The organism is Candidatus Enterovibrio escicola, assembly GCF_002464935.1.
Taxonomy (GTDB): domain Bacteria; phylum Pseudomonadota; class Gammaproteobacteria; order Enterobacterales; family Vibrionaceae; genus Enterovibrio; species Enterovibrio escicola.
This window is the reverse complement of sequence record NZ_NBYY01000001.1, coordinates 1-11,994: the sequence shown is the minus strand read 5'-3', so window position 1 is coordinate 11,994 and position 11,994 is coordinate 1. Positions and strand designations below refer to the sequence as shown.

At 40.3% G+C, this 11,994-nt stretch carries 9 protein-coding genes and 6 pseudogenes; 6 read left to right on the top strand and 9 right to left on the bottom strand.

Features of this window, described 5'->3' with window-relative positions:
- From BTN49_RS00625 to BTN49_RS14375, 3 genes and pseudogenes are all read left to right on the top strand, one after another.
- Positions 1–712: hypothetical protein (locus tag BTN49_RS00625; protein ID WP_199399236.1), on the top strand; the 712-nt coding region annotated here is incomplete at its 5' end.
- A gap of 47 nt (positions 713–759) precedes the next feature.
- Positions 760–1,874: pseudogene (locus tag BTN49_RS14385) on the top strand (ISL3 family transposase).
- Between the two features lie 49 nt (positions 1,875–1,923).
- Positions 1,924–2,139 carry a hypothetical protein gene (locus BTN49_RS14375; RefSeq protein WP_190322198.1) on the top strand — a complete coding sequence of 72 codons (216 nt, stop codon included), beginning with the start codon at positions 1,924–1,926 and terminating at the stop codon, positions 2,137–2,139.
- On the opposite strand, the gene BTN49_RS00615 is transcribed toward BTN49_RS14375, so the two are convergent.
- The 5 genes and pseudogenes from BTN49_RS00615 to rplU form a co-directional block, all read right to left on the bottom strand.
- Positions 2,132–2,356: a hypothetical protein gene (locus tag BTN49_RS00615; protein ID WP_097355600.1), complete on the bottom strand. Its 225-nt coding sequence runs from the start codon at positions 2,354–2,356 to the stop codon at positions 2,132–2,134. The genes BTN49_RS14375 and BTN49_RS00615 overlap by 8 nt on opposite strands.
- Before the next feature lie 464 nt (positions 2,357–2,820).
- Positions 2,821–2,976: a hypothetical protein gene (locus BTN49_RS13610; protein WP_158523531.1), complete on the bottom strand. Its 156-nt coding sequence runs from the start codon at positions 2,974–2,976 to the stop codon at positions 2,821–2,823.
- A pseudogene (gene cgtA, locus BTN49_RS00610) lies at positions 2,918–4,089 on the bottom strand (Obg family GTPase CgtA). Before cgtA ends, BTN49_RS13610 begins: the two are co-directional and overlap by 59 nt.
- Before the next feature lie 325 nt (positions 4,090–4,414).
- Positions 4,415–4,675: a 50S ribosomal protein L27 gene (rpmA, locus tag BTN49_RS00605; RefSeq protein WP_097355599.1), complete on the bottom strand. Its 261-nt coding sequence runs from the start codon at positions 4,673–4,675 to the stop codon at positions 4,415–4,417.
- 14 nt (positions 4,676–4,689) lie between these two features.
- The gene (gene rplU, locus BTN49_RS00600; RefSeq protein WP_097355598.1) at positions 4,690–5,001 is read right to left on the bottom strand and encodes a 50S ribosomal protein L21; all 312 of its coding nucleotides are present in this window, start codon (positions 4,999–5,001) and stop codon (positions 4,690–4,692) included.
- 287 nt (positions 5,002–5,288) lie between these two features.
- Between rplU and ispB the strand changes: the two genes are divergently transcribed.
- Positions 5,289–6,260, top strand: coding sequence for an octaprenyl diphosphate synthase (gene ispB, locus BTN49_RS00595; RefSeq protein ID WP_097355597.1), 972 nt, complete (start codon positions 5,289–5,291; stop codon positions 6,258–6,260).
- Between the two features lie 139 nt (positions 6,261–6,399).
- Here ispB and mdh read toward each other — a convergent pair whose 3' ends face one another.
- Both mdh and BTN49_RS00585 read right to left on the bottom strand, forming a co-directional pair.
- Positions 6,400–7,335 (bottom strand): malate dehydrogenase, encoded by a 936-nt coding sequence (mdh, locus tag BTN49_RS00590; RefSeq protein WP_097355596.1) that lies wholly within the window; start codon positions 7,333–7,335, stop codon positions 6,400–6,402.
- 405 nt (positions 7,336–7,740) lie between these two features.
- Positions 7,741–8,175: pseudogene (locus BTN49_RS00585) on the bottom strand (transposase); the annotation flags it as partial.
- 75 nt (positions 8,176–8,250) lie between these two features.
- On the opposite strand from BTN49_RS00585, the pseudogene BTN49_RS00580 reads away from it, so the two are divergent.
- Positions 8,251–9,116 (top strand): annotated as a pseudogene (locus BTN49_RS00580) (IS5 family transposase).
- Positions 9,117–9,246: 130 nt separating this feature from the next.
- Here BTN49_RS00580 and BTN49_RS00575 read toward each other — a convergent pair.
- The gene (locus BTN49_RS00575; RefSeq protein WP_223823922.1) at positions 9,247–10,122 is read right to left on the bottom strand and encodes a GGDEF domain-containing protein; all 876 of its coding nucleotides are present in this window, start codon (positions 10,120–10,122) and stop codon (positions 9,247–9,249) included.
- A 475-nt stretch (positions 10,123–10,597) separates the two neighbouring features.
- Between BTN49_RS00575 and BTN49_RS00570 the strand changes: the two are divergent.
- Positions 10,598–11,509 (top strand): annotated as a pseudogene (locus BTN49_RS00570) (IS982 family transposase).
- Positions 11,510–11,591: 82 nt separating this feature from the next.
- Here BTN49_RS00570 and BTN49_RS16845 read toward each other — a convergent pair.
- Positions 11,592–11,994: pseudogene (locus BTN49_RS16845) on the bottom strand (transposase); the annotation flags it as partial.

Sequence of the window (11,994 nt, the reverse complement as noted above, 5' to 3'; positions counted from 1 at the left end):
GGTAGCTCGCAACGACTGGCAGCGAGAACAAGATTGCGAAGTTTTAGAGCGTCTTGATCGTCAGGTTGAAGAGTGGAACGAAGAAAACGAATCTTTTGATCTGAACGATATTCCTCACGTTTTTGGTTTGGCTTCTAAAACCTCAACCTTAGATGGTATCAAAATTACTTACACCGAAGGCTTTAACTACGACGAATGCTACTCCGACTCTCTGTCTACAGGAACCGAGGGACAGGATGCTATTTGGTCTGTAGAAAGCGTTACGGTTGTTGATGAAGATTGTGACGAGCTGAATGCACACGAATTGGCTGACTATCTGGATTCTGATTTCAGCAGCATTAATTACAGCGTACTTGAGATAGAGCAAATAATTGACGTAGACGAGGATTCTGACATGGAAACATTTACACTTGATATTGATACCGCGCCAAACGTTCGCTTTACTGGTGAACTGGTAGCAAATGCGGCTAGTTCTAATAATCAAGCTATTGGCAGTGGTTATAACGGTCAAACTGGTCGTTGGACAGAGTTATCTCTTTACAAGACCAAAGCGGAAAATTTATCTGTCATCAAGTTGGTCGCACTAGAAGGCAAGATGAGCGTGACCGTTTTAGCGGCAAGGTCTGTGAAACGCTGGAAGAGGTTAAAGAGTTTTTTGGCCATCGCTGGCTATCCAAAGAGTTGTACGCTGAGGCTAGCATTGATGATGTAGTAGAAGTGGAGTGACAGCAAGGGGCTTCGGCTCCTTTCTTTTTGACTATGACAAATATTTTGAATTATCCTGACTACAATGTTAGTCAGGTTCATGAATCTGAGTATGATTATCAGGTTTACGCTGAACTAAAATACCCGCCTTCATTTTGCATCCACTGCTACACACCTGATCTCGTTGGTTTTGGGAAAAGAACCGAAATTCTTATGGATATACCCATGCACGGCAAGCGTGTCGGCATCCACTTAAATCGTAAACGTTTTAAGTGCCAAAGTTGTAATAAGACGTTCTACGAGCTTGTATCGCGCAAAGATAAAAAACGTAGGATGACTAAACGGCTTATTGAATACATCGAGCGAGAGAGCCAGAAACGTACATTTTTAAGTATTGCAGATGATATAGGTGTGGATGAAAAAACAATCCGTAACATATTTCAAGATTACTGCGAGCGTGAAGAAGAACAACTGAAATTAGAAATGCCAAAATGGTTAGGAATTGATGAAATTCATATCATCAAGAAACCTCGATGCGTGTTAACCAATATTGAGCATCAAACAGTCATTGATATGCTTGATAACCGTAATAAATCAACTCTACTTCGCTACTTTACAAAACGCGAAGACAGAGAGCGTATTGAATTTGTCGCAATGGACATGTGGCGTCCTTATAAGGACACGGTAGAAACCATGATACCGAATGCCACTATCGTCATAGATAAGTTCCACGTAGTCAAAATGGCTAACGAGTCGTTAGATCGTGCAAGAAAAGCAATACGTAGCCAACTTACGCACAACAGCGCCGTGGACTACTAAAGGATAGGTTTGTACTGCTAAAGCGAAAGCACGAACTCTCAGATGCGGAATACTTACGTTATTCTGGCTGGATACTTAACTATCCCGAAATGGGAAAAGCTTACGAATTTAAAGAGTCTTTCTTTGTCATTTGGAACAGTCAGACGCGTGATGAAGCTGAGCAAGCTTACTACGCTTGGTTACGACTGGTTTCATCTGAAATGACGCGGTATTTCGATCCGCTGATCAAAGCTATGGGGAACTGGCACAATGAAGTTTTTGCGTACTTTGATCATCCAATAACGAATGCTTATACGGAAAGTCTCAACAACCTCATTCAAGTTATGAACCGTACTGGTCGAGGTTATTAGCTTTGAAGCTCTTAGGGCTAAAATGCTATTTACTGAAGGATTCCAAAAAGTGAAACGTCCACTATATCAACGAGATCTAATTCCTGATGATGCCATTAGCTTGTTTGATATGGCTGTGGAACCGAAAATAGTAACGAACTATGGTTCGAGCATATCAACTTTAATCAAAGAATTTGAAAGGGATTTAAAAAGTCCCATTTCACTCACTAAATCCGCATACCCCTTTATTTTTACCTTATCGCCGCCATTTCTTTCGATTAGATAGGGTTGCCATGATCAAAAGGAGCTCTTGTAGAGCGCCCCTCCATTACCCCTGTCATGCCCCATATATGCCAGTAAATCATGCTTTCACTGAGTACCTCATCGTGTTTTAGAGACTGTTCGTCGCTAATCATATCGGGTGACATATGTGGATTGAGATGCTTATAAATGAACGCCTTCATTCTCTCTGGTCTCTGGAATACCGCCAAAAGCCAGCCCATTCGTGATGTCTAAACGGTTTCCTTTAGCTTCTTTTGGAGCAAGGTGATAATAAGAGACGTCTCGAAAATTATTTGGGATATGTCGTTTTATTTCGCGACTGACAGTGGAGTTAGCACAGTCACATATTAGGATAACCTAGCTAAATTCAGCGCCCTCAGGCAATCGTTGCTCAATATAAAATCGGTTATTGTCATTTAACTGTTTATGTGGCACGCATATTTTCACACCAAAAGAGAATGCGGAGAGTGTACTTTAGTCTGGCTGACTCTCCGCTAGGTTGTATATTTTACCTGATGGAGGGCGCTTAGCATGGCCTCAGTAAATTTACTCTACACGAGATCATCAAGTTGTTTTGATATAGTTGTGGATGTATCACATGTAAGTTTTTAACTATAGTCAGCCATAATCGTATAGACGATGCCCTTGTTATAGCATTAGTAAACTAATTATCACTCGGGTAAGATCAGTTATGACTGGAGTAATACAATAAGTGAAATAGACCAAAACTTATTGAATACATTACTGTAACCTCACAAAGGTTATTATCAAACTTGGACAGTCTAAGATCCATAGAGAATTCTGACATCGTCATCATCATCTTTCCAATTATCGTCGTCATCAATAAGAATTGATTGTATCATACTTGCTTATTTAGCTACTCATGGTAGTTAACCCACTTAAATTCGACTTTGTCCTCTTTTCCTGTTTCTTGTTCAAGCTGTGGAGGCATTGCATCGATAAATTTCATTAAATCATATATAAGTTGTTGCATGTTTTGCTTATTGATTGCTGAAATAGCGTAATAAGGTCCATCCCAGTCCAACACTGCAAGAACACGTTCAATTTGTGCTTCAGCTTCAGCTTCTAGCAACAGATCCTTTTTGTTGAATACGATCCAACGTGGTTTTTCTGCCAACTTTCCACTATAGCGTTGTAGCTCTTTGATGATAATAAAGGCATTATCGACAAGGTCAGATTCATCAACAGGCATCAGATCAATCATGTGTAGCAGGACTCGGCAACGTTCTAAGTGTTTCAAGAAGCGGATACCCAGACCAGCACCTTTTGCTGCTCCTTCAATTAACCCTGGAATATCAGCCACAATGAAGCTCTTATCTTGTGCAACACGTACAACACCTAAGCTTGGAACCAGAGTAGTAAACGGATAATCCGCCACTTTAGGTTTTGCCGAAGACACGGCCCGAATGAATGTTGACTTACCTGTATTTGGTAGGCCAAGCATACCTACATCAGCTAACAACAAAAGTTCAAGACGTAGATGGCGTAGTTCGCCTTTTGTACCCATGCTCTTCTGACGAGGACCACGGTTTACAGACGATTTAAAACGGGTATTACCTAGTCCATGCCAACCACCTTTAGCTACCATGATCTTCATGCCCTGCAGAATCAAATCCGCAATCACCTCACCGGTATCTTCGTCTATAGCACGTGTTCCTATTGGGACAGTCAGCACCAAATCGTTACCATGCCTACCCGTACAGTTTGCGGCACGTCCATTTTCACCACGACCTGCCGCGTAAAAACGCTCAAAACGAAAGTCTATTAAAGTATTCAGGCTTCCATTTGCTAACAGATAAATATCACCACCATCACCGCCATCACCACCGTCAGGACCACCCCTTGGTACGTATTTTTCGCGTCGGAAACTGACAGTACCGTTCCCACCATCTCCCGCCTCAATGCGAATCACCGCTTCATCTATAAATTTCATCTTACTTTTCCATACCCCATCCTCCTCAATCCCACTCAGTTTTACACATTTTCAGGTTAACATTGGCGATTTAGCAGTACCCTTATGAAGCACCTAAGATTGATGATCATATTGCTTTTAAGATCAAAAATCATCCAGTATTCTTTTACTTCTTCAATTGTACACGGACTAAAACAGTCGTGATAGGTGTAATGGACGTGTGTAGAACAAATCTATCGCTACATGCTTACGTCTCTAATATATCAATACAAACAGCTACACTTTTGAGTTTTATATAATAAAAAACCCCACCGTAAGGTAGGGTTCTTCGGAACAAAATAAAAAGCTATGATCCAGTTTCTATACTAACGAATCTACGGCTTTTAGAGCCCTTAACATAGAACTTTACTTTGCCGTCAGACAACGCGAAAAGTGTATGGTCTTTACCGCAACCGACGTTAGTCCCCGCGTGGAATTTAGTACCCCGTTGACGAACAATGATGTTACCTGCTAGTACAGATTCCCCACCAAAGCGTTTAACCCCGAGACGTTTACTTTCTGAATCACGACCGTTACGTGTAGAGCCACCAGCTTTTTTATGTGCCATTTTTTTCTCCTAAGTTAGGCGCTGATGCCTATAATTTTAACTTCAGTGAACCACTGACGGTGAGCCATTTGCTTACGAGAATGTTTACGTTTACGGAATTTAACGATTTTTACTTTATCTCCGCGACCTTGGCTAACTACTTCTGCAGTTACTTTACCACCTGCCACGAACGGTGCACCAACAGTGATATTTTCACCGTTAGCTACCAGTAGAACTGTGTCAAATTCAACAGATGAGCCAGTTTTAATGTCTAGCTTTTCCAAGCGAATAGTTTGTCCTTCGCTTACACGGTGTTGTTTCCCACCACTTTGGAAAACTGCGTACATGGTTTTCTCCGCATTTCCGCACAGCCTACTGCGTTTAGGAATTGTGCAACTAGGGGTGCATTTAATTCATCAATAGGACGGGAATTCTACGGCAACATTCATAAACTGGCAAGGGGATAACGAAAGAAAGTTGGCGAAAAGCCGCTCAGTAAATTTTCCTCTCTAATTAGTTTAACTACAGTCCTTGTGTATGATGTAGAGTGTGAGAGATTAGTGTAATATCCTCAAAAAAATAATGGAAGCGATTGGTAATCGTACTACATTTCTCCCCTAAATTGGACTCATGAATGGATCTTAACACTATCCAAGTACTTATTGCCGATGATATGGCAAAAGTCGATACAAAAATGCTCGCGCAATTAAATTCTGACGTAGAATTAATCAACCAACTTGGTTTTTATATCATCAGCGGTGGCGGAAAACGTATCCGCCCTATGCTGGCGATACTATCGGCAAAGGCTCTCAACTACCAAGAAGAAAACCACTGTACCGTAGCTGCTTTCATTGAATTTATTCATACCGCAACTCTTCTTCATGATGATGTGATTGATGAATCTGATCTACGTCGTGGTAAAGCTACAGCGAATGCTCTGTTCGGTAATGCCGCCAGCATTCTAGTTGGTGATTATTTCTACACCAGATCATTTCAAATGATGACGGAGCTTCGCTCATTAAAGATCCTAGATCTGATGAGTCGTGCAACCAACGTGATTGCTGAAGGTGAAGTGTTGCAGCTAATGAATTGTAATGATCCGAACACAACCGAAACTAGCTACATGCGGGTCATCTATTCTAAGACAGCGCGATTATTTGAAGCCACAACCCAAATGGGAGCAGTTCTCGCAGACGCGCCGAAGGATATCGAACAAGCTATGCAGTACTATGGCCGTTATTTAGGAACCGCATTCCAACTAATTGATGACGTCATGGATTACACATCGCAAGGTGAAGATATGGGGAAACATATGGGTGATGACCTATCCGAAGGCAAACCGACCTTACCATTATTGCACGCTATGGCACACGGAGATCCCAAACAGGTAATGATGATTCGAGACGCTATCGAGCATGGAAATGCTTTTGATAAATTAGATCAGATTATAGCCTGTATGAATCAAGTAGGATCGTTAGAATACACTCAACAACGTGCAGAAGAAGAAGCAAAAAAAGCGATCCACGCGTTAGTACCCGTTCCTGAATCTGAATACAAAGAAGCACTGAAAGTACTAGCACTACTTTCTGTTCACCGCAAGAAATAAACTTTATCTAGTTCCACCCAACGCGTGTCTCCCCTCAAGGGGAGACACGCGTTGTTTTAACCGATCAAAACGTCGAAAGCACTTACTGACTGATAACACATCGATAAAAACAGTGGCTTAACACTCTAACCTTGGTGTCTCACTTGACAAATTCTACGCCCATTTTGATATCTTGACGCAATGTTTCAAGCATATTATCCAGTGTATCCTGTTCAAGGACACTCAATAAACCGTGATCCAGAGTTTCTTCTACACCATCTTGGCTCAAACGTATAGATTGTGCGAAGAAACGAGCGTATTTGCCATCACCTTCAACGTAGGCACATTCAATTACACCTTTTTCACCTTGAGCAGCACGAACCAGTGAGAGGCAAAAACGACACGCCGCCTGACCCATAGACAGGGTTGCAGAGCCACCCCCAGCTTTTGCTTCAACAACTTCGGTACCCGCATTTTGGATACGATGTATCAAGACTTTTACTTCTTCTACTGTAAATTCAATGCCCTCAACTTGAGACAATAGCGGAAGGATTGTTACGCCAGAGTGACCACCTATTACAGAAACGCGAATGCTGATGGGGTCTTGATCTTTCAACTCGGCTATAAAGGTTTCTGAACGGAGGATATCTAGCGTCGTAATACCAAATAGGCGTTTCTTGTCGTAGACGCCGTTTGCTTTGAATACTTCTGCTACAATAGCAACTGTGCTGTTTAGAGGGTTAGTTATAATACCGATAAATGCTTTCGGGCAGGTATTTGCAATTCTTTCACTTAGTGAATAAATAATATCAGCATTTATATTAAACAGATCTGAACGATCCATCCCAAGTTTACGTGCTATACCTGCAGCGATCAAAACAATATCAGCACCGTCCAATACAGATGTCAGGTCGTCACCACTATAACCTTTAACAATGACCGACCTAGGAATATGACTAAGATCAACGGCTACACCTAGTACAATGGGATCAATGTCATATAAAAATAACTCTGAGCCAGCAGGTAAATGGTTTTTCAAAAGCAGCGATAAGGTTTGACCAATGCTACCTGCGGCGCCAATCACAGCAATTTTCATTTCGTTCTCCTTAAATAAGAAATTATTTTTGATTTCAGACCTTTAAATGTGGTGTATATTTATTACCCTGACAAGTTTGTCGATAAATTGTTCAACATAACACAGTGTTAAATAGAATCGGATAAATCATATGTATCTAGCGACCTGAATCACAAGTTAAACACTATTAATATAAGCTTTTCCTAATTCTCTTTTTTATAACTTGTTGATAGGAATACACTACCAATTGAAAATTGGTTGATGTGCCACTTGACTGTAATTTTTATCGATTCTAGATGAATTATTATGCAAAAATGCGCCGATTTGACACTGGGAGAAGGAATTGTTGATTAAATTAAGTCTATGATGCACTGATCCCAATCTTTTTTGCAGTCTTATATATATTTTGCTGGCGAACAGGCATACCTAGTCTTTCTTGATACTCGGCTTCTTTAAATTGAAATGCATATGTGATAAGCTAGGCCAGCAAGTTGACCATACAAAGCTAATACAACTACGGTGCTGAGAATGCTCGATTTGGGATATATTTTTTAGTTGGTTAAAAACGGTTTTAATAATAAATCGTTTCCGGAGCATCAGGCGATCCCAAATTTTCATCACTTTGGGTTTCATATTATTTTTCACATCCGTTATTAATGTCACTCCCTTGTCTACAAGTTCCCGCTCAAATGGACCAGAGATATAACCTTTATTTTCGTGTAAACACCTGTAAAGCTCGTCAGCCATTTCTGATACAGGCTTTCTGTTATCCACCTTAGTCGTCGTCACTTTGACTGAGATAATGCCACCTTGGTCATTGATAATGAGGTATAAATTGAAGCCGTAGAACCACCCTATTTGGTGTTGTTTCCCAAATGTCTGAACTAATTTTAATTCCTACAATCAGATTATTATGGAGTTAAGCGGGAAGTGATGATGGGAAAAGCCAAGGACAAGGTCAGTAACTGGAAACAATATAATAAAGTATTAATAAACCGTGGTTCAGTGACTTTTTGGATAGATGTCGCTGCTATTAAGGCATGGCATTGTCTAAAGCATCACGGTCATCGTGGCCGTGGGTTTATATTCTTGGATACTTCGATTAAAACGGCACTGAGGGTGAAAGATATTTTCAAGCTCCCACTTCGTGGATTAGCAGGCTTTCTTAATTCGGTTTTTACGTTGATAAATGTCCCTCTGGAATTCCCTACATAGACTTACATTAGTAACCCTCCGAAGACCGTAAAAGTTAAGTACCCTTTGCTGAATCGAGGAGCTATCTCTCATGTCGTTGTTGATGCCACAGGCCTAAAAGTATACGACGAAGGTGAATGGAAAACGCGTAAACACGGGAAGGAGAATCAGTGTATTTAGCACAAAATTCATCTTGCCGTTGATGATAATGAGATTTTACCTACATTTTTTAATCCATTAAGACGAAAGATACCGCAAGTCAGTGCTGATGGAGTCTATGACGGAAAGCAGATCATCACGTACTGAAAAACAAAGGAATATCGCCCATTATTCCACCTCGAAGCAATGCGGGGTAATTGGAGGAAGTACATCCTAAAAATGAAGCAGTAAAGGCGTTGAAAGATGATCAATTCGCGGAGTGAAAAAAGGACAGGGTTTATCATAGACGCTCATTATCAGAGACAGCAATATTTCACTATAAACAGTTGTTTATCCCTAAACTTACTCTTCGTAATTACAATGATAAAGTTGGTACAGTCTTGGTAAATATGAAAGCGATGAACCAAGTTATAGGACTCGGTATGCCCATTCACCAGCAGATAAATTAAGATTGCAAAAGAGATTGGAATTAGTGCGTTATAGGCCTAATTTAATCAACAACGCCGATCTGGATTGTAAAATTTACTTTATACTTATTGGTTGAAAAGATGGAGAACTGGGTACAATCTATGACTATTTTTAGAAAAACTCCACATCATCTTCAGGTTGTAATGCTTTTAATTCACCGCTTAGAACTAAATCTTCATAAAAAGCAAGTCGGTTACTCCCGTCTTGTTTGGCTCTATATAATGCTTGGTCTGCAAAACCTAATACGGTAATCGCGTTGAGTTCTTGATCACTGATAGCAGCTACACCCATGGAAACAGAAACTTCCTTAGCTTGGCCATAATCACGTTCTTTTACTGCCCTTATGAAAGTACGCACTATGCTTTCCATTTCTTCCCGCGATTGTGGATGTAGAATCACCACAAATTCATCACCACCATAACGGAATAAAATATCTTCATCGATGAAATGTTTTCGCATTAATGCGGTGATCAATAAAATCACTTCATCACCGAAGACATGACCTAAGGAATCGTTGATCAGCTTGAAGTTGTCAATATCAAAGATACATACCCAATGATACTGGGTAGGGTTATTGGTGAGGTTGGTGCCTTGGATAAGAAAACGGTCAAGCAGTAAATCAATTTTAGTGGTCAACATTTTTCGGTTGTATAAGCCGGTTAAACCATCTCTCTCGCTGGAGGAGATAATTTTTTGATAGTTCTCGTAGATCTTTGTTAACCCCTCAATCAGTTGAACTTCAACCCCCTTTAATAGATCCGATTTACAAAGTACCACCGCATGAATATCATTTTTTTCACCATAAGATATAGGAACAGCAAGTAATGATTGTTTGTCATTTGGACTAAATTCCACTACGCTCTCGCCTTTAAAAACACAGTTTCTCAGCACGTGTTCAATAGATTTTTTCTCTTTATCATACAAAAAAAGGTCTGAGCATGTGACGACCATGAATTCTGGAATAGCCTCTGGATTATAGTCCAACACCAAAACTTGCTTTGTGGGTGTTAACTGTAATATGGTTGTGATTAGGCTTTCAGAGATGGTATCAGACTCCGTCTGGGCAGTGATATCGACAACCGAGTCCAGTACATCAATACTCGTGATAGTCATAAGCGCATCTCTCCTTTTGAGTTAAACGCCTTAAATTAAGTATAGATGTAGTTATTTGATGTGCAATATTTCTCGATACGTCGGTGTGATAAACGACCTTTCCTTTATCAAATAGAGAGTATTTTGTTGGCACCTGATCCTACAGATAGGAGCCTTCTCTTGAGGATTTCCTCAGTTGTTTCTCGCGTACTTTAACTTGCTGATAAATGCTACATGGGAGAGACGGATAATGTTGGGAAAAGATGTGTTTAATAGTAGATAACCTGAGCCGAGCATAAGAAATGAACTAAATGCCAAAGTCGCGATCTGATCGTTTGAAATAAACTATTGATTGCATAAGAATTTAAGTATTAATAACTTAGACGCTGTTTTTGTCGATGTCGACGACTTCTGCCAGACTTTCCTTCCTGCATGGGAAAAACACCTAATTTTTCCGGTATAAAACAAAGAAAAAAGCCTTTTCGCCTGTCAGTTAGCGAAGTGATGACGATAGTGATAGCTTTCCATCAATCGGGGTATCGAGACTTAAAAACCTATTACATCCACTTTATTTGTCGCTACCGCACCAACGAATTTCCTGAATTAGTTAGCTACACGAGGATACTCAATCTCATGTAAGGTATTCTGGTTCCGCTTTGCTCTTACCTCACTCACCGTCAGGGATTGCCTTCGTTGATTCGTCCAAGCTACAGGTTTATCACAACCTACTCATTCTTAGATATCAGGTTTTTAAAGGTACCGCGAAGCGAGAGGTAAAGGAACGATGGGGTGGTTTTACGATTTCAAATTACACCTCATTATCAATGACCAAGGTGGCATTATCTCAGTCAAAGTGACGACGGATAACGTGGATGATAAAAAGCCTGTATTGGAAATGGTTGACGAGATTTTGGGGTTTTTATACGGAGATAAAGGTTATATCTCTGGTTCATTGTAGCGAGAACTTGTAGACAAGGAAATGAGACTGATGACGGGTGTAAAAAAATATGAAACCCAAAGTTATGAAACTTTGGAACCGCCTGATGCTCTGGAAACGATTTATTATTGAAACCGTTTTGACCAACTAAAAAACATATCCCAAATCGAGTATTCTCGGCACCGTAGTTATATCAGCTTTACGGCCAACTTGCTGGCGGGGTTTATTGCGTATTCATTTCAACCAAAGAAGTCGAGCATCAAGATGACTAGGTTTGATAAGCAAGCACTTATGCAGATCTGTGGTTACTTAGATGAAAGTGGGTTTGCTCATAGTCTGCCTTGAACGTATGGTTACTCTGGCATTGTTGATTAAATCAGGCTCATAACGCACTGATCCTAATCTTTTTACAGTCTTAATTTATCTGCTAGCGAACAGGCATGCCGAGTCTTATAATTTTGTTCATCGCTTTCATATTTGCCAATGCTTTACTAACTAGAGTATTCGTAATTACGAAGAGTAAGTTTAGGGATGAGTAACTGTTTATAGCGAAACATTGCTGTCTCTGCTAAAGAGCGTTTGTGATAAACCCTATCCTTTTTTCACTCCACGAATTGATCATATTTCAACGCCTTTGCTGCTTCATTTCTAGGATGTACTTCCTCCAATTACCCCGCATTGCTTCGAGGTGGAATACTGGGCGATATTCCTTTGTTTTTCAGTACGTGATGATCTGCTTTCCGTCATAGACTCCATCAGCACTGACTTGCGGTATCTTTCGTCTTAATGGATTAAAAAATGTAGGTAAAATCTCATTATCATCAAATTTT

Excerpts from the sequence above, each read along its gene's own strand:
- rpmA (WP_097355599.1), bottom strand. The coding sequence starts at position 4,675 with ATGGCACATAAAAAAGCTGGTGGCTCTACACGTAACGGTCGTGATTCA.
- BTN49_RS13610 (WP_158523531.1), bottom strand. The coding sequence starts at position 2,976 with ATGACGACGATAATTGGAAAGATGATGATGACGATGTCAGAATTCTCT.
- rplU (WP_097355598.1), bottom strand. The coding sequence starts at position 5,001 with ATGTACGCAGTTTTCCAAAGTGGTGGGAAACAACACCGTGTAAGCGAA.
- BTN49_RS00615 (WP_097355600.1), bottom strand. The coding sequence starts at position 2,356 with ATGGGCTGGCTTTTGGCGGTATTCCAGAGACCAGAGAGAATGAAGGCG.
- mdh (WP_097355596.1), bottom strand. The coding sequence starts at position 7,335 with ATGAAAATTGCTGTGATTGGCGCCGCAGGTAGCATTGGTCAAACCTTA.
- ispB (WP_097355597.1), top strand. The coding sequence starts at position 5,289 with ATGGATCTTAACACTATCCAAGTACTTATTGCCGATGATATGGCAAAA.